This is a genomic window from [Clostridium] ammoniilyticum (assembly GCF_025566905.1).
Lineage (GTDB): Bacteria > Bacillota_I > Bacilli_A > Erysipelotrichales > Coprobacillaceae > Faecalibacillus > Faecalibacillus intestinalis.
This window is the reverse complement of record NZ_JAOQJR010000007.1, coordinates 1-18,969: the sequence shown is the minus strand read 5'-3', so window position 1 is coordinate 18,969 and position 18,969 is coordinate 1. Positions and strand designations below refer to the sequence as shown.

22 protein-coding genes and 1 other annotated feature are annotated in these 18,969 nt (G+C 29.5%); of the genes, 21 read left to right on the top strand and 1 reads right to left on the bottom strand.

Annotation, left to right across the window (positions count from 1 at the left end; all coding sequences use genetic code 11):
• Window positions 1–97: 97 nt before the first annotated feature.
• From murG to OCV55_RS07870, 18 genes are all read left to right on the top strand, one after another.
• On the top strand, window positions 98–1,174 hold the full coding sequence (gene murG, locus OCV55_RS07955; protein WP_032090661.1) for an undecaprenyldiphospho-muramoylpentapeptide beta-N-acetylglucosaminyltransferase: 1,077 nt from the start codon (window positions 98–100) through the stop codon (window positions 1,172–1,174).
• A 2-nt stretch (window positions 1,175–1,176) separates the two neighbouring features.
• Window positions 1,177–2,091 (top strand): UDP-N-acetylmuramate dehydrogenase, encoded by a 915-nt coding sequence (gene murB, locus OCV55_RS07950; protein WP_032090660.1) that lies wholly within the window; start codon window positions 1,177–1,179, stop codon window positions 2,089–2,091.
• Between the two features lies 1 nt (window position 2,092).
• The gene (locus OCV55_RS07945) at window positions 2,093–2,845 is read left to right on the top strand and encodes a cell division protein FtsQ/DivIB (RefSeq protein ID WP_147580291.1); all 753 of its coding nucleotides are present in this window, start codon (window positions 2,093–2,095) and stop codon (window positions 2,843–2,845) included.
• Between the two features lie 97 nt (window positions 2,846–2,942).
• Window positions 2,943–4,205, top strand: coding sequence for a cell division FtsA domain-containing protein (locus OCV55_RS07940; RefSeq protein ID WP_032090658.1), 1,263 nt, complete (start codon window positions 2,943–2,945; stop codon window positions 4,203–4,205).
• A gap of 19 nt (window positions 4,206–4,224) precedes the next feature.
• A complete protein-coding gene (gene ftsZ / locus OCV55_RS07935; protein ID WP_147580290.1) occupies window positions 4,225–5,304 on the top strand; it encodes a cell division protein FtsZ in 1,080 nt (359 codons plus the stop codon).
• Window positions 5,305–5,353: 49 nt separating this feature from the next.
• Window positions 5,354–6,127 (top strand): pyrroline-5-carboxylate reductase, encoded by a 774-nt coding sequence (gene proC, locus OCV55_RS07930; protein ID WP_107029559.1) that lies wholly within the window; start codon window positions 5,354–5,356, stop codon window positions 6,125–6,127.
• Window positions 6,128–6,590: 463 nt separating this feature from the next.
• Window positions 6,591–6,968: a sigma-E processing peptidase SpoIIGA gene (locus tag OCV55_RS07925; protein WP_147338788.1), complete on the top strand. Its 378-nt coding sequence runs from the start codon at window positions 6,591–6,593 to the stop codon at window positions 6,966–6,968.
• The gene (locus OCV55_RS07920; protein WP_022001796.1) at window positions 6,968–7,663 is read left to right on the top strand and encodes a sigma-70 family RNA polymerase sigma factor; all 696 of its coding nucleotides are present in this window, start codon (window positions 6,968–6,970) and stop codon (window positions 7,661–7,663) included. Before OCV55_RS07925 ends, OCV55_RS07920 begins: the two co-directional genes overlap by 1 nt.
• Window positions 7,664–7,706: 43 nt before the next feature.
• Window positions 7,707–8,477, top strand: a complete 771-nt coding sequence (locus tag OCV55_RS07915; RefSeq protein WP_267309866.1) for a sigma-70 family RNA polymerase sigma factor — start codon at window positions 7,707–7,709, stop codon at window positions 8,475–8,477.
• Window positions 8,478–8,501: 24 nt separating this feature from the next.
• Window positions 8,502–8,744: a PRC-barrel domain-containing protein gene (locus OCV55_RS07910; protein ID WP_022001794.1), complete on the top strand. Its 243-nt coding sequence runs from the start codon at window positions 8,502–8,504 to the stop codon at window positions 8,742–8,744.
• Window positions 8,745–8,822: 78 nt separating this feature from the next.
• On the top strand, window positions 8,823–9,263 hold the full coding sequence (locus tag OCV55_RS07905; RefSeq protein WP_032090653.1) for a cell division protein SepF: 441 nt from the start codon (window positions 8,823–8,825) through the stop codon (window positions 9,261–9,263).
• A 29-nt stretch (window positions 9,264–9,292) separates the two neighbouring features.
• Window positions 9,293–10,051, top strand: coding sequence for a YlmH family RNA-binding protein (locus tag OCV55_RS07900; RefSeq protein WP_032090652.1), 759 nt, complete (start codon window positions 9,293–9,295; stop codon window positions 10,049–10,051).
• A gap of 9 nt (window positions 10,052–10,060) precedes the next feature.
• On the top strand, window positions 10,061–10,504 hold the full coding sequence (locus tag OCV55_RS07895; protein ID WP_032090651.1) for a DivIVA domain-containing protein: 444 nt from the start codon (window positions 10,061–10,063) through the stop codon (window positions 10,502–10,504).
• Window positions 10,476–10,674, top strand: a binding site (T-box leader). It overlaps the preceding gene by 29 nt.
• Window positions 10,675–10,713: 39 nt before the next feature.
• A complete protein-coding gene (gene ileS / locus OCV55_RS07890; protein WP_147580289.1) occupies window positions 10,714–13,452 on the top strand; it encodes an isoleucine--tRNA ligase in 2,739 nt (912 codons plus the stop codon).
• 112 nt (window positions 13,453–13,564) lie between these two features.
• Window positions 13,565–14,446 (top strand): DMT family transporter, encoded by an 882-nt coding sequence (locus OCV55_RS07885; RefSeq protein WP_117480619.1) that lies wholly within the window; start codon window positions 13,565–13,567, stop codon window positions 14,444–14,446.
• Window positions 14,443–15,714, top strand: a complete 1,272-nt coding sequence (locus OCV55_RS07880) for a D-alanyl-D-alanine carboxypeptidase family protein (RefSeq protein ID WP_119363800.1) — start codon at window positions 14,443–14,445, stop codon at window positions 15,712–15,714. The genes OCV55_RS07885 and OCV55_RS07880 overlap by 4 nt, the downstream gene beginning before the upstream one ends.
• Window positions 15,715–15,823: 109 nt before the next feature.
• Window positions 15,824–16,609, top strand: coding sequence for a Cof-type HAD-IIB family hydrolase (locus OCV55_RS07875; RefSeq protein WP_147580288.1), 786 nt, complete (start codon window positions 15,824–15,826; stop codon window positions 16,607–16,609).
• A 1-nt stretch (window position 16,610) separates the two neighbouring features.
• Complete coding sequence (locus tag OCV55_RS07870; RefSeq protein WP_147580287.1) at window positions 16,611–17,360, top strand: DeoR/GlpR family DNA-binding transcription regulator; 750 nt, start codon at window positions 16,611–16,613, stop codon at window positions 17,358–17,360.
• 12 nt (window positions 17,361–17,372) lie between these two features.
• On the opposite strand, the gene OCV55_RS07865 is transcribed toward OCV55_RS07870, so the two are convergent.
• Window positions 17,373–17,567 (bottom strand): hypothetical protein, encoded by a 195-nt coding sequence (locus OCV55_RS07865; protein WP_032090646.1) that lies wholly within the window; start codon window positions 17,565–17,567, stop codon window positions 17,373–17,375.
• A gap of 94 nt (window positions 17,568–17,661) precedes the next feature.
• On the opposite strand from OCV55_RS07865, the gene OCV55_RS07860 reads away from it, so the two are divergent.
• From OCV55_RS07860 to OCV55_RS07850, 3 genes are all read left to right on the top strand, one after another.
• Window positions 17,662–18,303: an HAD family hydrolase gene (locus tag OCV55_RS07860; RefSeq protein ID WP_147580286.1), complete on the top strand. Its 642-nt coding sequence runs from the start codon at window positions 17,662–17,664 to the stop codon at window positions 18,301–18,303.
• Window positions 18,300–18,746 carry a DUF523 domain-containing protein gene (locus OCV55_RS07855; protein ID WP_032090644.1) on the top strand — a complete coding sequence of 149 codons (447 nt, stop codon included), beginning with the start codon at window positions 18,300–18,302 and terminating at the stop codon, window positions 18,744–18,746. The genes OCV55_RS07860 and OCV55_RS07855 overlap by 4 nt, the downstream gene beginning before the upstream one ends.
• Window positions 18,747–18,748: 2 nt before the next feature.
• A partial coding sequence (locus OCV55_RS07850) for a type I phosphomannose isomerase catalytic subunit (protein WP_317233024.1) occupies window positions 18,749–18,969 on the top strand: 221 nt, incomplete at its 3' end.

Here is an 18,969-nt window from a genome sequence, read left to right as displayed (position 1 = left end):
GTGTTGCTTTTTTTGATAAAGAGTGGCACTATTTTAGAGTTATCAATTCTCAAAAATAGAGAAAAAGAGTATAATAAACTTTAAGGAGTGAGTAAAGATGAAAGTTGTTGTTGCTGCTGGAGGAACAGGTGGACATTTATACCCTGCTCTTGCATTAGTTGAATATATAAAAAAACAAGATCCAAATTCAAAATTTTTATTTATTGGAACAAAGGATCGTTTGGAATCTCAAGTTGTTCCCCAACTTGGATATGATTATGTTGGTTTAAATGTTAAAGGATTAGCGGGTAATCCTTTAAAGAAAGCTCATGCAGCTTTGTTATTTATTAAATCTATTGGAAAAGCAAAAAAAGTTATAAAAAAATTTAATCCTGATATTGTTGTTGGTTTTGGTGGATATCCAAGTGCTTCAGCTTTAGAAGCTGCTGCAAGTTTAAAAATTAAAACGATGATTCATGAACAAAACTCGATTATTGGTTTAACAAATAAAATTCTTATAAAAAAAGTAGATAAGATCATTTGTTGTTATCAAAAAGCGTATGAAGAATTTCCTCAAGAAAAAACACTATTGCTTGGAAATCCTCGTGCAAGTGTTGTCAGCCATGAAGTTCCTAAAGATATTTATGATAAATATGGTTTAGATAGAAATAAAAAAGTTGTTACGATTGTTATGGGATCATTAGGATCACAGACAGTTAATCAAACGATGAAGGAATCGATGAATCAATTTGTTGGTAAAGAATATCAAGTACTTTATGTTACTGGGAAACCTTATTATGAATCAATGAAAGATTATGAAAATGAAAACGTAAAAATCATCCCTTATGTTGATGATATGCCTTCTTTAATGCATGCGACAGATCTTATTGTTTCGCGTGCAGGAGCCAGTACCCTTGCCGAATTAACAGCTTTAGGCGTACCAGCTATTTTGATTCCTAGTCCTTATGTAGCAGCAAATCATCAAGAATATAATGCACGTGAATTAGAAAATAATCATGCTGCTAAAATGATTCTTGAAAAAGATTTAACAGGAGAAAAATTGATTTCTACAATTGATAGTGTTATTAATGATCAAACTGCACTTCAAATTTTAACAGAAAACGCTAAAAAGTTAGGAAAGCCAAATGCAGTTGAAGATATGTATCAAGAAATTATTTCGATGTTAGGAGACTAATGATGAAGTTTGAAAAATATTATGAAGAACTTAAACAATTAGATGTTGGAACAGTTCTTAAAGATGAACCGTTATATAAACATACAACTTATCGTGTAGGTGGGCCAGCAAAATTATTTATAAAAGTTCAAAATGTCGATGAGTTGATTGAAGTGATAAAGTATTGTCGTAAGCATCGTATTCAACTTTTTGTTATTGGAAGAGGTTCAAATTTATTATTTTCAGATAAAAGTTTTGAAGGAATTATTATTTCCCTTGAAGATATGAATCAATACCATGTCAATGGGAGCGAAGTAACTGCCCAATGTGGTGTTACAATGATTAAACTTGCTTATGATTGTGCTAAAATTGGTTTGAGTGGTTTTGAATTTATGGGAGGAATTCCTGGAAATATCGGTGGTGGTATTTTTATGAATGCAGGGGCCTATAAATCATGTTTAAGTGAAGTTGTTAAATCAGTAAAAGTATTAGATGAATGTTTAAAAGTGGTTGAATTATCTAAAGATGAAATGGATTTTTCATATCGACATTCCATCATTCAAGACCATCCTAAATGGATTGTTTTGGAAGCTACTTTTGTTTTGGAAAATAAAAGTGTTGAAGAAATTAATGAAACTTTAGATAAAAGAAAAGAAAGAAGAATGTCTACGCAACCTTGGAATAAACCAAGTGCAGGAAGTGTTTTTAGAAATCCAGAAGGTGCAGCTGCATGGAAATATATTGATGATGCAGGTCTTAGAGGTTATGAAATTGGTGGAGCACAAGTTTCTCCAAAACATTCTAACTTTATTGTAAATAATGGTTATGCTTCTGCTAAGGATATTCATGATTTGATTTTTTATGTCCAAAAAACAGTTCAAGAAAAGTATGGTGTTTTATTAAAACCAGAAGTACGTTTTATTAATTGGGAGTCTTAAGATGACAACGTATGTATATAATGAACATGATGAAAATCAAGTGTTAACAATAAGAAATAAATTAAAAAAGAAAAAAAGAAAAAGAAGAATTAATTTTGTACTTATTGTTTTGTTTTTGATATTTTTAGTGATTTTTTTATTTGGAGATATGTCTAAAGTAAAAAAAATAACTGTTTCAGGATGTCATTTGACTTCTGCTGAAGAGATTATTGAACGATTACCGGTTAAATCAAAACAAACTTATTTTTTTAAAGTAAATAAAAAACAGATTGAAACAGAGGTTGAAAAAATGATCTTTGTTGAAAAAGCAACTGTAACGAAAGATTTGATAGGGAATATAAAGATAAGAATTAAAGAAAACAATGCTTCTTTATATGGCTATATTAATAATATTTTATATGTTGCAGATCAAGATGGAATTTTTGAACAAGATCAACAACAAAAATGGATTTCTTATGTACAACGTTGTCCACAAATGATGAATTTTGACGAAGAACATTTCCAATCATTTGTGAAAGCATATGTCAAATTACCATCAGTTGTTCAAAATCAAATCTCTAGTATTGTCTTTGAACCTGATGAAAAAGATCAAACCAAATGTAAGTTGGAACTTGATGATGGTAAGGTTTTTTATGTACGTATTGAAGACATGGAAAAACAACTTACATCAACAAATTATTACTTGGTTATTCAAAGTTATCCTGATTATAAATACTATGATTATTTAGGAAAAAATATCTATGTATACAATTAAATAGTGTATGAAAAAAGCTACGTGTTTGAAACTAAAACCTTTAAATATCGTAGCTTTTATGATAATATAATGGTATATGTAGTAAGGGGAGATAGACATGAATGAAGTTTATGCAGTATTGGATATAGGTAGTGCTTCAATTGAATTGTTAGTTGGTGAAATTATCAATTCTAATTTACATGTTCTTTTTTCTAAAAAGGTCCCTAGTCATGGTGTAAAAAAAGGCATCATTGAAGATGAAAATTTATTAGTAAATGATATCAAAGGAGTTGTTCAAGAAGCTAATGATTTTCTAGATGGAGAAATCAAAGCAGTTGGTCTTACAATCCCTACTATTCGTTCTAAACTTTATCAAAGTAATAGTAGTGTATCACTTAGTGATCATGATAAGATTTCTAAGGATGATATTGTAAGAGGTTTGAAACTTTCTACTAAATTCAAAAAATCTCATGAAGAAGAGGTGGTTTGTGTAATACCAGTTCGCTTTAATGGTGATTTTGGAATTAGTCAAGTACCTCCTATAGGAGAAGCTTCAAGAAATTTAATTATTGATACATTGATTATTACTTCACAAAAACAGATTTTATATCCATATATTATGGCTGTTGAAAAGGCAGGTTTAGAAATTATGGATATTTGTATCAATGCCTTTGCGTGTGCAAAGGAAGCTTTTGATGCAGTTTATCTTCAAGAAGGTGCATTGATTATTGATATGGGATATAAAACGTCAACAATATCTTTCTACAAGGATGGATATTTAAAATATTTAACAGTATGTTCAGTTGGGGGTTATAATTTGACTCGAGCAATTGCTCAACATTTACAAATTTCTATGAATCAAGCTGAAACATATAAAGTCAAATATGGTTCTTTGGATTATACTGTTGGACAAGAGGATATTATTCATACAACTGAGCTTCCAGATGGTCGTAAAGATTATACACAAAAAGATTTTGCGGGTATTTTAGAAGAAGCTGCAGTTGATATGTTAAATGTTATTAAAGAAAAAATGGGTGTTATCGATAATGGACAACATTATGAAACACTGATTGTTGGTGGCGGAGGAGAACTTGAGCTACTAGATAAAGTTGCTGGTCGTGTTTTAGAAGGTCCAGTGAGAGTTTATCGTCCAGATATTATTGGCATTAGAGATATGGCATTTGTTTCTTCTGTAGGAATGATTTTTTATATGTCTGATCGTGCTAAATATCTTGGTCCTTATGAAACATCTGTTGTTTTACCGGATATTTCTAATACAATGGCTGTGAGATTTAAAGGACTTACGAAAGTAAAAGATACAAAAGAGAAAACTGGAAGATTTAGTAGACTACTAGATACTTTCTTTGGTGAAGAAGAATAGATAAAAGAGAGGGTAAATCATGAACGAAGAATTAGATTTTGAACAAGTTGCAAAAATAAAAGTAATCGGTGTTGGTGGCGGAGGAAACAACGCTGTTAACCGCATGGTTGAAGAAGGCGTTAGAGGAGTAGAATTCTTTGTCGCAAATACAGATGTACAAGTATTACGTCGTTCGCCTGTAGAAAATAAAATTGTTTTAGGAAAAGATTTAACAAAAGGTTTAGGAGCAGGAGGTAATCCAGAAGTAGGAAAGAAAGCTGCTTTAGAATCTGAAGGAGATATTAGAACTGCCCTTGAAGGTGCAGATATGGTTTTCATTGCTGCTGGTATGGGTGGTGGAACTGGTACTGGTGCAGCACCTGTTTTCGCTAAGATTGCTCGTGAATTAGGAGCACTAACAGTAGGTGTTATTACTAAACCATTTACTTTTGAAGGAATGAAACGTAAAAAACAAGCAATCGAAGGTATTGATGAATTACGTTCTAATGTAGATAGTATTATTGTGGTTTCAAATGACCGTTTATTACAACTAATTGGTGGACGTCCAATGCAAGAAGCATTTAGAGAAGCTGATAATGTATTAAGACAAGGTGTTCAAACAATTACTGATTTAATTGCTGTTCCTGCATTTATCAACCTTGACTTTGCAGATATCTGTGCAGTTATGAAAAATAGAGGAAATGCGTTAATTGGTATTGGCATGTCATCAGGAGATGATAAAGCAAAAGAAGCTGCAAAACGCGCAATTTCTTCACCTTTATTAGAAGTTTCCGTAGCAGGTGCTAAAGACGCTATTATTAACGTTACAGGTGGACCAAATATTTCATTATATGATGCTAATATTGCTCTTGAAACAATTACTCAAGAAGTTGGAGATGACATTAATACTTATTTAGGTATTGCTATTAATGAAAACTTAGATGATGAAATTATTGTTACTGTTATCGCAACAGGATTCGAGGAAGAAAAGGAAGAAGTAACTGTCCAACCTTCAGTAGCAAGACCTTTAGGTGAAGAACCTCAAACTTTTGAATCATATGATGATGACGAAGATGATGATGGTTTTCCACCAGCATTTATCAAAAATAGAAGAATTTAATAAGATGAGCTAACGATGTTAGCTCATTTTTATAAAGGGGGAAATTTAAATGAAAATTGGATTTATAGGATTAGGGAATATGGCCGGGACAATTTGCCAAGGTCTTATTAAAAGTGATTTTATTGATGGTAGTGAGGTATATGGATATGATATAAATAGTCAACAGCTGATGATGTTTGAACAAGATTTTGGTATTCATGTATGTTCAAGTGAACAGGACGTTGTTAAAAATTGTGATTATTTGGTGATGGGGGTCAAACCAAATGTCGTAGAAAGTGTTATTTCAAAAATAAAATCAGTCATTGATCAACAAGTGATCGTTTCAATTGTTGCTGGTTATGGAAATGATAAATATGAAGAATTATTACCGGGAACACATCACTTAACAATTATGCCAAACACACCAGCTAAGGTATTAGAAGGAACGACTTTATTTGAAAAAGACAATACTTTAACAGCTGAAGAATTAAATTATGTACAAACAATGTTTGAAAGCATAGGTGAGGTTTATCTTATTGAAAATTATCAAATGGTTGCCGGTGGTGCTTTAAGTGGTTGTGGACCAGCTTTTGTTTATATGTTTATTGAAGCTTTAGCAGATGGTGCAGTCTTAAATGGTTTGCCTCGTGATTTGGCTTATAAGCTTGCCAGCCAAACTGTTTTAGGAAGTGCAAAAATGGTTAAAGAGACGCAATTACATCCAGGTATTTTAAAAGATCAAGTTTGTTCTCCAGGTGGTATTACGATTCAAGGTGTTAAGGCTTTAGAAGAAAATAATTTTAGAAACGCTGTGATGGAAGCAATCGATCGTTCAAAAAAATAATGTGTAGAAAGTATGGATTTTTGTCCATACTTTTTTAAATGTCCAATCTTTTTTGACATCTTTTTTACTTGCCATCATATATGATGATAAAGGGGTAAGCAAGATGGAGGTCTATGTTGAATTAACTTATTGTATGAATGGTATCTTATTTATCATGACTTATGAAATGATTTCATTATTGCTTAATATTAATTGGTCATTTTTGAAAATCCTTTTCTTGAGTTTTTTAAGTAATATATCGATTGTTCTCATTTATATAGACTATTTACCATATATAAGTTTTTTATACTGGATTGTCCTTTTTTTATTTATTTTTAAAAAACAATTTTTCTTATATTTTCCAGTTTTTTTAATTGTTTATTTTTCAATACTATTCTTTATCAATACCCTAATAAAAGAATCATTTATATACAACGGAATCTTGATTACTCCCATAAATTATAAAGATATAGTTATTGTTGTTATGACATGTGTTTTTTTAATTATTGAAACAATTTATTTAATTTATACAAAAAGAAAAATAAAACAAAAAGATGATCTATATGATGTAACACTTATTTTTAATAATAAGATTTATCATTTTTCAGGGTTTTTAGATAGTGGTAATCATGCAAACTATCTAGGTTATCCACTTATTTTTATTAAAAAAAGTAAAATTGATACTTATCAACAATTAGATACATTGATTATTGATGGCTTAAAAAAAAGAAAAATAGATATTATTTTAGTTGATCAAGTTTTAGTAAATAAGCAATCTTTAAGAAATGTTTATATAGGTGTATTGGATGAATTAGATTATGATTGTTTATTAAATAAAGAATTGATGGGAGGGATTATTTGATGTGGCAAATGATTAGACAGTTTTTAAATACAAAACAGTATCTTTATTATATAGGAAGACATGATATTTTACCGCCTCCTTTAAAAGGTCAACAAGAAAAGGAAATAATTGAAAAAGCAGTTTCTGGGGATCAAAAAGCAAGAGATTTATTGATTGAACATAATTTAAGATTGGTTGTTTATGTTGCTAAAAGATATGACAATAGCGCCAATTGTCCTTTGGAAGATTTAATTAGTATTGGCACAATTGGTTTAGTAAAAGCAATCAATACTTTTAAGGCAGATAAAAATATTAAACTTGCTACGTATGCTTCAAGGTGTATTGAAAATGAAATACTTATGTACTTAAGAAAAAATAATAAGATTCGTTATGAGATTTCTTTAGATGAACCTTTAAATATTGATTATGATGGTAATGAGTTATTATTAGGAGATATCGTAGGAACTGATGATGATCTTGTTGAACAAGAAATGTTGAAAAGTGATCAAAAGAAAATTTTTTATGAAGCTTTAAAAGAATTAAATGAAAGAGAAAAAGAAATATTGATTTTAAGATATGGTTTATCTAATAATGATGAATTGACACAAAAGGATGTTGCTGATTTATTAGGTATTTCACAATCTTATATTTCTAGATTAGAAAAAAAGATTATAAAAAAATTAAGAAGTCAATTAAATTATGATGAAGTGAAATAGTATATTTTTCTCAAAAAAAGCCACACTAATTTTGGTGATTATTGTGGAAAAAGAAAGTTTTATGAGCGCTATCCCTATTCAAAAAACACTTTCTAAAGAAGAATTATATACTTTGATTCAAAATTATCAAAAGAATCATGATCAAAAAAGTAAAGAAATGATTATTCTTTCTAATACAAAATTAGTGTTATCTCTAATGAAAAGATTTTACCAAAAATCAAATCATTATGAAGATCTGTTTCAAGTAGGCATCGTTGGTCTAATAAAAGCAGTCGATCATTTTGATACCAATTATCAATTACAGTTTTCAACGTATGCAGTTCCTTTGATCATTGGTGAAATGAAACGTTATTTAAGAGATAATACACAAGTTAAGATTTCTAGACCAATCAAGGATTTAGCTTATGCTATTTTAAAAGAAAAGGAAAAATATTTAAATCAATATCAAAGAGAACCAACGATTCAAGAATTATCACAAAATTTAAATATTGAAAAACAAAATATTATAGAAGCAATGCAATCTACTCAAAGCATTGCTTCTTTCCAAGATGCTGTAGGAAATGATGATCAAAATGAATTATCATTATCAGATATTATCTCACTAGATCCAGAAACATTGAAGCATTATCATGATCACCTTGATTTAAAAAATGCCTTTGATTGTTTAAATCAAAGAGAAAAGAAAGTAATTCAAGAAAGATACTATCAGGGTTATTCGCAATGTGAAATAGCAGATGAGCTTTTTGTATCACAAGCGCAAATTTCTCGAATTGAAAAAAAAGCTTTAGAAAAATTACATAAAAAATTAGTCTAAAGCATATTTTATAGGGGTGATCGTATGAGATTTGTATCATTACAATCAAAAGATGTGATTAATGTTTATGATGGTAAAAAAATAGGGTATATTGCGGATATTGAATTAGATTGGTGTCAAAAATGTATACGTGCTTTAATTGTCGAAAAAATGAATTTTTTTCATTTTTTTTGTTTTTTTAAAGAGCCTCCTGTCTTAGTTATTCCGATTGAATGTGTGATTTCTTTAAAAGGCGATGTGATTTTAGTGAATATTGAACAGGTTTAGCTAGATTTCCTTGTTGATACCTTTGATAATCAATAAATGTATGGTATAATATTGAGGAAATAAAAGGAGGATGACTTCATGGGTTACGGTGAAAAAGTAAAAAAATGGTTTTTTGATGAAGATGGGGATGGAGAAGATATTGCTGAAGATTATGATGCTGTAGAGGTTGATACTGAACCTAAAACAAGCTTATTTGAACAAGCAAAATTTTCTAAAACAAGCGAAGCTGTGAAATCATTAAATATGAATAAAGATAGTCATTTAGTTTTATTTGAACCACGTTCATTTGGAGAAACTCAAGATATTGCAAATTATTTAAAAACAAAAAAAGCAACAGTTGTTAATTTACATCGTTTACAAAAAGATCAAGCTAAACGTGTTGTTGATTTCTTAAGTGGTGTTATTTACGCTATTGAAGGTGACATTCAAAGAATTGGACCAAAAATTTTCTTATGTACACCTCGTAATATTTCTGTTGCAGGAACAATTGATCTAGATGAAGATGAACAAGAAGATTAAAAAGTATGGTTTCCATACTTTTTTAAGTTATGTTTGAACATTTTAAAGGGGAAGAAGTCTTTGTAAAAAAGGTACTTGATTATTTGGATCAAGTACAATATAAACAAAGACTTATTTTAACGCAATTTTTAGATCCGTATCATCAATCAATTGTTAAAAGTGTTATTGGGCATCAAGATGAAGTTCAAGTTTTAGAAAATGGTGGTTTTATTCATAGTGAAAGTCAAAGAATGATTATTGCTCCTTATTTTTATGAAATAGAAAAGGAAGATTTTGAAATCGTTGTTTGTAAGATTATTTATGCAAAAAATTTTGAAAAATTAACACATCGAGACATTTTAGGTGCTTTAATGTCTTTAGGGATTAAAAGAGAGTTATTTGGAGATATTGTTGAAAAAGACAAAGATTTTTATTTAGCTGTTGATCGACATATTTATGAATATTTAAAAGATCATTTATCAATGATTAAAAGAAGTAAAGTAAAGTTTGTTGAATGGGATGAAGAAATAGAAGTAAAAAATGATTATTTAGTAAAATCATTTATTGTATCTTCATTTCGATTAGATAAAATCATTTCTTCTTTTTATAAAATTTCAAGACAAAAAGCAGCAGAATTTATTCGTGCTGGTCATGTAAAAGTTAATCATAAACCGGTTGAACAAATAAATTATTTATGTAATAATAAAGACATAATATCATTCAAAAAGCATGGTAGAGTGATGTTTGTTGATTGTAATAAACAAACACGCTCTGATAATTATGTGGTTGAAGGGTATTTTTATAAGTAGGGAGTGAACATGATGTCATTGAAAAAACAAGTATTTGGTTATAATAAGTCACAAGTTGATGAATTGATCAATGAAAAAGATAATGAAATAAAACAGTTGAATGATCAAATTAAAAAATTACAAGAAGATTATCAACAATTAGAACATCAAAAATCATTATTGCAGCATCGTGTAAACATCCAAGAACAAACAAATGAAGAAATTGCACGTCTTGCATTAAAAGAAGCAAGCGAACTTATTGACAAAGCGAAAAAGAATGCTAATATGATACTGAGCGAATCGCTAGAGTATGTTCGTTCGTTGTCTGGTGAGATGAGCGACTTTAAGGCGCAAGCTGTTAAATTTAGAGCTTCGGTAGAAAAAATGTCAAAAGATATCCTTGAGTCTATTGATCAATCTGAAGTTTACAATTTAATTAATGAAGATAAATACGATGAAGGAGACAGTTTATAATTAGAGTTTTAAGAGAGCTGATGGTTGGTGTAAATCAGTAACAAAGATTATAATGTATCACTCTGGAGTAGCCCTTTGAATTAAGTAGAAGGTGACGTTAATCGCGTTAAGATTTCAAGAGCGTATGAAAATACGAATTAAGGTGGTACCGCGATCACATCGTCCTTAGGATGATGTGTTTTTTTATTTTTAAAGAGAGGAAAGAAAAAATGAATTACAAAGACACATTATTAATGCCAAAAACTGACTTTGAAATGCGTGGAAACTTACCAAAAAAAGAACCTAAGTATGTAGAACGTTGGCAAGAAAACGACATGTATAACAAAGTTATCCAACAAAACGAAGGAAAAGACAGCTTTGTCTTCCATGATGGTCCTCCATATGCTAATGGAAATATGCACATGGGACATATGTTAAACAAAGTCATCAAAGACGTTATTTGTCGCTATAAAAATATGAATGGTTTCTATACACCATATATTCCTGGATGGGATACTCATGGTTTACCAATTGAAAATGCTATTCAAAAATTAGGTGTTAATCGTAAAGAAATGCCTACGGCTAAATTTAGAGAAAAATGTGATGCTTATGCTCATGAACAAGTAAATAAACAAATGGAACAATTGATCCGTATGGGAACATTTGCGGATTACAAACATCCTTATTTAACATTACAACATGAATTTGAAGCAAGACAAATTGAAGTGTTCGCTAAAATGGCGATGGATGGATTGATTTTCAAAGGATTAAAACCAGTATACTGGTCACCATCAAGTGAATCTGCTTTAGCTGAAGCTGAAGTTGAATATCATGATATCAAATCACCAACAATTTTTGTTAAATTCCAAGTTAAAGATGGTAAAGGAGTCTTAGATAATGATGTTAATTTCGTTATTTGGACAACTACTCCTTGGACAATTCCTGCTAACTTAGCAATCTGCTTAAATGCTTCTTATAACTATGCATTAGTAGAAACTGAAAAAGGAAAATTAATTGTCTTAGATACTTTAGTTGATGAATTAATGGCTAAATTTGAAATTACTGATTACAAAGTTGTTAATCATTATAAAGGATCTGAATTAGAATATATTACATGCCAACATCCGTTATATGATAGAGAATCATTAGTTATCTTAGGAGATCACGTAACAGCTGATTCTGGTACTGGATGTGTTCATACTGCACCTGGATTTGGGGCAGACGACTTCTTTGTAGGTCAAAAATATAACTTACCAGCTTATTGTAACGTTGATGAACATGGTTGTATGATGGAAGATTGTGGTGAATGGTTAGCTGGTCAATATGTTGATGACGCTAATAAAACAGTAACTATGAAATTAGATGAAATTGGAGCTTTATTAAAACTTGAATTCATCACACACAGTTACCCACATGATTGGCGTACTAAAAAACCTATTATCTTTAGAGCAACTGATCAATGGTTCTGTTCATTAGATAAAATCAGAGATAAATTATTGAGTGAAATTGATAATGTTAACTGGTTAAATGAATGGGGACACATCAGAATCTATAACATGATTAGAGATCGTGGAGACTGGTGTATTTCACGTCAACGTACTTGGGGTGTACCAATTCCTATTTTCTATTGTGAAGATGGAACTCCAATTATTGAACAAGAAGTATTTGATCATATTTCTGAATTATTTAGAGAACATGGTTCAAATGTTTGGTTTGAAAGAGATGAAAAAGATTTATTACCTGAAGGATATACAAATGAACATTCACCAAATGGTATCTTCAAAAAAGAAAAAGATATTATGGATGTATGGTTTGACTCAGGAAGTTCACATACAGGTGTGATGGTAGAAAGAGGATTTAATTATCCAGTAGATCTTTATTTTGAAGGTAGTGACCAATATCGTGGATGGTTCAACTCATCATTAATTATCGGTGTTGCTGCTCATGGTAAAGCTCCTTATAAAACTGTCTTATCACATGGTTTCGTATTAGATGGTAAAGGAAATAAAATGTCTAAGTCATTAGGAAATACAGTAGATCCTATTAAACTTGTTAACCAATATGGTGCTGATATCGTAAGATTATGGGCTACTTCTGTTGCTTATCAACAAGATGTTCGTATTTCTGATGAAATCATGAAACAAGTGGCTGAAGGATATCGTAAAATCCGTAATACCATGAGATTCGTTTTAGGTAACTTAAATGACTTCAAAGCAAGTGATTTAGTAGAAATCAAAGATTTACCTGGTGTTGATCAATATATGTTAGCTAAATTAAATGAATTAATGAAAGCTTATGATGAAGCTTATGCAAATTATGATTTTGCAACAGCCAACCAAGAAATCTTGAATTACTTTACAAATACTTTAAGTTCATTCTATATGGATTTCACAAAAGATATCTTATACATTGAAGATGCAAATTCTCCACGTAGAAGACAAGTTCAAACTGTTTTATATCATCATGCTAAAACAATGATGAAATTATTATCAACAGTACTTGTATTTACTGCTGAAGAATTACATGATCATTTCCATTGTGATGAAACTAAAGCAGAATCTATCTTCTTAGAACCAAAATATGAATTATTTGATATTGAAAATGAAGAAGAAGTTTTAGCTTATTTTTCTAAATTTATGGAAGTAAGAAAAGATGTTTTAAAATCTATGGAAGGTTTAAGAAATGAAAAATTAATTAAATCGAACATGGAAACAAAAGTAACATTATCTTTAAAAGATGAATATAAAGATATTGCTAACTTAAAAGATGATTTAAAACAATTATTTATTGTGGCTAAAGTTGAATTAGTTGATGATACAACTTTAGAAGAATATGAAACTAGCTACATTAAAGTTGAAAAATTCAACGGTGTACAATGTCCAAGATGTTGGAACTATTTCGATGAAGATGAAATGAATGGTGAATTATGTTCACGTTGTGCAAGTGTAGCTCATCGTGTAGCTGAATAGCAGATAACAGGATGTATCGAAAGATACATCCTTTTCTTTTTAAAAAACAATTTTGTAATGAAAAATAAAGCGAACTGTGTTATTATTTACGAGATTGTAGGTGAGGGAGTATATGAAAAAAGAAATATTAGGTAAATGTATGCTATTAATGTCTGCTCTTATTTGGGGAAGTTCTTTTATTGTTATGAAAAATGCTGTGGATTTTATTTCTCCATTTACGCTATTATGTATACGTTTTGTGTTAAGTACAATTTTCATTTCTATTTTATTTTTTAATAAAATAAAAAAAATCAAAAAACAAGATCTATTAGGTGGTTTTTTAGCAGGGCTAGCCTTATTTAGTGCTTTTTCAATTCAAACATTTGGTTTGCAATTGACAACACCTGGTAAAAATGCTTTTTTAACAGCCGTTTATTGTACGATTGTTCCTTTATTAAGTTGGCTTTATTTTAAAAAGAAACCCGATAAAGCACAAATATTTGCGGCTATCCTTTGTTTTATTGGAGTTGGTTTTGTTTCTTTAGATAGTTCCTTAAAGGTGAATTTAGGTGATCTTTATACTTTGATTGGTGGTTTTTTATATGCTGTTCATATTATTGTGTGTGAAAAAGCAATGAAAAAGACATCTCCAATTATTATTACTGCCTTACAATTTGCATTTGCTTCTATTTTTTCATTTATAGCAGCCTCTTTATTTGAAGATATTTCAGTTGTTTTCCATATTGATTCAAGTATTTATCTTCAAATCTTATATCTGGCATTTTTTGCAACTACATTATGTTATTTATTTCAAAATGTGGGACAAAAATTTGTTAATGAAAATATAGCAGCATTATTATTAAGCTTAGAATCTGTTTTTGGAGTTTTCTTTTCCATATTATTTGGACAAGAAATAATGACACTTCAAATTGGATTAGGATTTATGATTATTTTTATTTCGGTTTTGATATCAGAAACAAAGTTATCTTTTTTACATAGGGGAGGAAAACAATGATTAAAAAATTACTTACAATAACTTTATCATTGATGATGATTTTTACATCATTCGTACCAGTTTTCGCTGAAGGGGAAGAAGTCAATATTGTAGGACAATATGGAATTGTCATCGATAAAGATACCGGACAAGTTTTATACAATAAAAATGCCCATGATAAAATGTATCCAGCAAGTATTACAAAAATTTTAACATGTATTGTTGCTATTGAAATGTTAGATGATTTAGATAAAACAGCCACTATTACTCAAAGTGATATAGATACAGTTTGGGAAACAGGAGCTACTTCTGCAGACTTTACTGTCGGAGAAGTTGTCACTTATAGAGATATGTTGATGGGAGCAATGTTACCTTCAGGTGCAGATGCTTGTCGTGCTCTAGCTAATAATACGTGTGGTAGTCAAGAAAAGTTCGTTGAAAAAATGAATCAACTGGTAAACAAATTAGGGTTAAAAGATTCTCATTTTGTAAATACAACAGGAATTCATGATGATGATCATTATACAACAGCTTATGATATGGCTAAAATTACCCAATATGCTTTAAAAAATAAAAAATTTGTTGAAGTCTTTGATAGATATCAATATACGTCAAGTGATGGTCAACATCAATGGGTCAAAAAAGTTATTTATAAAAGTAAAAGAGACCATATTGATACATCAATGATTGAAGGCTGTAAAAGCGGTTACACAAGTAAAGCCCAAAGTACTTTATCTAGTTTATTGAATATTGATGATCATCATTATGTTTGTGTTGTTGGCTTTTCTAAAAATAGTGATGGTTATAATCATTGTACAGTAAACGATACCCTTGCTTTAGGTAATTATGTAAAAGATCATTATTCAGTTGCGAATATTATTAAAAAAGATGCAAAAATGAATTCTGTTAAAATAAAAAATGGTCAAACAAATAAAGTTGATGTCATCACAGAAAAAGATATCGAAGCTGTTTTACCAAATAATTACAATCCATCTGATTTAAAATATAAATATCATTTAAAAGATTTAACAGCTCCTGTTAAAAAAGATCAAAAAGCAGGAACAATGGATGTTTATTATCGAGATACTAAATTAGAAACAATTTCACTTAATACAACACAAGCAGTAGATGAAAGTGGTTCTGTTGTTTTTATGAGAAAAATGAAAAATGTTGTTTTACCATGTGTAATGGCAGTTGTCATCATTCTTGTGGTTTTATTATTAGTAAGAAAAATCATGATTAAACAAAGACGTAAAAAAAGACGTCAACAAAGAAATCGTAGAAAGTAGGGAAACCTACTTTTTTTACTTATATATGCTTAATTATTATATGTATATATAAGTAAATATATTGACATATACTTATATATACGTATAATATAAGCAAGAGGTGAGTAATATGACTTATAAATGCGTATTTAGTGATATTGATGGAACATTATTGAATTCAAAACATCAAATAAGTGAAAAAACAAAAAAGAAAGTACAACAGTTAGCTATACAAAATATTCCTTTTATTCTTGTTTCAGCGAGAATGCCTAAAGGAATGCATTATTTTTTAGATGAATTACAAATAAAGGCACCAATGGTAAGTTATAGTGGAGGTTTGATTTTAGATGAAAATCAAAAAGTTATCTATTCAAAAGGATTTTCAGTAGAAATGGCGAAAAGACTTTATAAATATATTAAATATTATTATCAAATTCCTGTTAGTTTTTATGTTGAGAATCATTGGATGGTCGATGAAATAGATGAAGGAATTGAAGAGGAAAGTATTATTACAGGGTTAAAACCTGAAAAATTGGATTTAAATGGAGTTAAAAAGGTTCATAAATTATTAGTGATTGCTGAAGCAGGAATTGTTGATCGTTTAGAAATGAGCTTAAAAGAAAAATTTAGTGGTTTAAAGATTTATAAATCAAAAGATACTTATTTAGAAATTATGGATGAATCGGTATCAAAATCCAGTGCAATTCAATTTTTATGTGATAAAATGAAAATAGGTCTTCATCAAACAGTTTCTTTTGGAGATAACTATAATGATTTAGATATGCTTCTTTTAACAGGAAAAGGATTTGCGATGGCTAATGGAGCGCAAGGTGTTTTAGAAAGTATTCCAACACATACGCTTTCTAATGATGAAGATGGAATCGTTTATGCATTAGATAATTTAGTAGGTGAATAAGGTGTATCAAGAAGAAAGAATTTATAGAATATTAGAAATATTAAAAGCTAAAAAGACAATGACAAATCAAGAAATTATGGATCAATTTCATATTTCTAGAGATACAGCAAGAAGAGATATTGTTCGTCTTGTAAGTGAAAACTTAGCTGTTAGAACACATGGTGGTATTACTTTAAATGATGTACATCAAATTGGAAATTATCAAACAAGAAAACAAGAAAATGAAGAGATAAAAAATGAAATTGGCAAAACTGCTGTTTCTTTGATTGAAAATAACAAAGTGATCTTTTTTGATACTTCAACGACTGTTGCAGCTTTATGTCAATATGTAGAAAGTGATATAGAAGCTTATAGTCATTCTTTAGATAATATTGAAATATTATCGAATCATTGTTTATGTCAGATGATTGGTGGAACTTACTTTAAAAAGAATCGTTATATGTATGGAAGTCAAACGTTGAATATGATTGATCAAATTTATTTTGATTTAGCTTATGTAGCAGCAGCAGCTGTGATGGAAGATGGTGTTTATGTTGAAGAATTTGAAGATGCTATGATTAAAAAAAAGGTAGCAAGTCGAAGTCAAAAAGTTTGCTTAGTTGTAGATCATAGTAAATTTAATAAAAAAAGTTCTTATAAAGCTTTAGCTTTTCAAGATATTGATGTTCTTGTTGTTGATTGGTTACCTGATACTTATCGAGAAAAGATAGAACAAGCAGGATGTCAAATAATATATACAAAAGAAAAGTAGATTCGCATGAATCTACTTTTTAGCAAGCATTTTATCAAAAAAATAACCAATTACTCTAAAAATCATGGCTAAACCAAAGATAGATAAAGCACCAATTGTTTCATATTTATGGAAAAGGAATGTACATAAAAAATATGTAATGATTCCTAATGCTGCTCCTAAACCTGTTAATAATGTCATGAAAACATCTTTTTGTTGTTGTTTCATAATTTCACCTCAAGAACTATTCTAACATAACAAAAACCAATAAACAATAAATAGAAGTTGTGCTATAATCTAGATAAAGTGAAAGGGGAAGTCTATGTATAATACGTTGATTTTTGATTTAGATGGAACACTTGTAGATTCAATAGAAGATTTAGCTTTATCTACAAATATATTAATGGAAGAAAATCATTTTCCTACCTATGATTTAGATACATATAAACAATTTGTAGGAAATGGTGTTGATAAATTAATAGAGCGTGCTTTACCTGAAAAATATAAAAAAGATGTGAGAAAATATCGTACACGTTTTGATGAAATTTATAAAGAAAATTGTTTAAAACATACAAAACCTTATTCAGGAATGAAAGAATTAATTGATGAACTTTATCATCAAGGGTATAAATTAGCAGTTGTAACGAATAAACCAAAAATAAATGCAGTAACAATTGTAAATCATTTATTTCCTGGTAAATTTATGTATGTTTTTGGAAATACAGTTTATCAACCAAAAAAACCACATCCTTGTTTAGTACAACTAGCTATGCAGTTAATGGAAAGTAATAAAAATGAAACATTGATGATTGGTGATAGTAATGTAGATATTGAAACAGCCATCAATGCTAAAATTAAATCTGTAGGGTGTGAATGGGGCTTTAGAGGAAAAGAAGAACTTGTTCAAGCTGGAGCAACTTATACTGTTTCTAAACCAAGTGATATTAAGGACATTCTAAAATGATTGCAGTATCGAGATGTTTAATTGGTGAAAATTGTACATATGCTGGAAAGAATAATCTTTGTAAGGAAATAAAGGAACTTTATGATCAAGGTTTAGTGTTACCACTTTGTCCAGAAGTCTTAGGTGGTTTACCAATTCCTAGAACACCTTGTGAAGTTATTGGAGAAAAAGTGATTGATCAAAAAGGAATTGATCGTACAAAAGAATATACACAAGGTGCTAAAATTGCTTTAGATAAATGTTTAGAAAAAAATATTAAAATAGCTGTTTTAAAAGCTAAAAGTCCAAGCTGTGGAAAAAATCATATTTATGATGGAACATTTTCACATCAGCTTGTTGAAGGTGATGGTATTTTTGTACAGGTGTTAAAAGAAAAAGGAATTGCAGTTTATAGTGAAAATGAAGTAACAGAGGTTTTAAAATTAATAAATGGAGGAAAGTAAAAATGGGACATATTTTATGGGTAGAACCTGTATTTAAAGAAATGATTTGGGGAGGAAACCAACTTAAAGAAAAGTATGGTTATGCTATACCAAGTGATCAAACAGGAGAATGTTGGGCACCTTCAGCTCATCCAAATGGTGATAATAAAATCAAAGAAGGAGAATTTAAAGGTCAAACACTTTCAAAAGTCTTTGATGAACATCGTGAACTTTTTGGAAATAT

Bases quoted from the DNA above. Each gene is read 5' to 3' on its own strand.
- murG (WP_032090661.1), top strand. From the start codon at position 98: ATGAAAGTTGTTGTTGCTGCTGGAGGAACAGGTGGACATTTATACCCT.
- murB (WP_032090660.1), top strand. From the start codon at position 1,177: ATGAAGTTTGAAAAATATTATGAAGAACTTAAACAATTAGATGTTGGA.
- OCV55_RS07945 (WP_147580291.1), top strand. From the start codon at position 2,093: ATGACAACGTATGTATATAATGAACATGATGAAAATCAAGTGTTAACA.
- OCV55_RS07940 (WP_032090658.1), top strand. From the start codon at position 2,943: ATGAATGAAGTTTATGCAGTATTGGATATAGGTAGTGCTTCAATTGAA.
- ftsZ (WP_147580290.1), top strand. From the start codon at position 4,225: ATGAACGAAGAATTAGATTTTGAACAAGTTGCAAAAATAAAAGTAATC.
- proC (WP_107029559.1), top strand. From the start codon at position 5,354: ATGAAAATTGGATTTATAGGATTAGGGAATATGGCCGGGACAATTTGC.
- OCV55_RS07925 (WP_147338788.1), top strand. From the start codon at position 6,591: ATGACATGTGTTTTTTTAATTATTGAAACAATTTATTTAATTTATACA.
- OCV55_RS07920 (WP_022001796.1), top strand. From the start codon at position 6,968: ATGTGGCAAATGATTAGACAGTTTTTAAATACAAAACAGTATCTTTAT.
- OCV55_RS07910 (WP_022001794.1), top strand. From the start codon at position 8,502: ATGAGATTTGTATCATTACAATCAAAAGATGTGATTAATGTTTATGAT.
- OCV55_RS07905 (WP_032090653.1), top strand. From the start codon at position 8,823: ATGGGTTACGGTGAAAAAGTAAAAAAATGGTTTTTTGATGAAGATGGG.
- OCV55_RS07900 (WP_032090652.1), top strand. From the start codon at position 9,293: ATGTTTGAACATTTTAAAGGGGAAGAAGTCTTTGTAAAAAAGGTACTT.
- OCV55_RS07895 (WP_032090651.1), top strand. From the start codon at position 10,061: ATGATGTCATTGAAAAAACAAGTATTTGGTTATAATAAGTCACAAGTT.
- ileS (WP_147580289.1), top strand. From the start codon at position 10,714: ATGAATTACAAAGACACATTATTAATGCCAAAAACTGACTTTGAAATG.
- OCV55_RS07885 (WP_117480619.1), top strand. From the start codon at position 13,565: ATGAAAAAAGAAATATTAGGTAAATGTATGCTATTAATGTCTGCTCTT.
- OCV55_RS07880 (WP_119363800.1), top strand. From the start codon at position 14,443: ATGATTAAAAAATTACTTACAATAACTTTATCATTGATGATGATTTTT.
- OCV55_RS07875 (WP_147580288.1), top strand. From the start codon at position 15,824: ATGACTTATAAATGCGTATTTAGTGATATTGATGGAACATTATTGAAT.
- OCV55_RS07865 (WP_032090646.1), bottom strand. From the start codon at position 17,567: ATGAAACAACAACAAAAAGATGTTTTCATGACATTATTAACAGGTTTA.
- OCV55_RS07860 (WP_147580286.1), top strand. From the start codon at position 17,662: ATGTATAATACGTTGATTTTTGATTTAGATGGAACACTTGTAGATTCA.
- OCV55_RS07855 (WP_032090644.1), top strand. From the start codon at position 18,300: ATGATTGCAGTATCGAGATGTTTAATTGGTGAAAATTGTACATATGCT.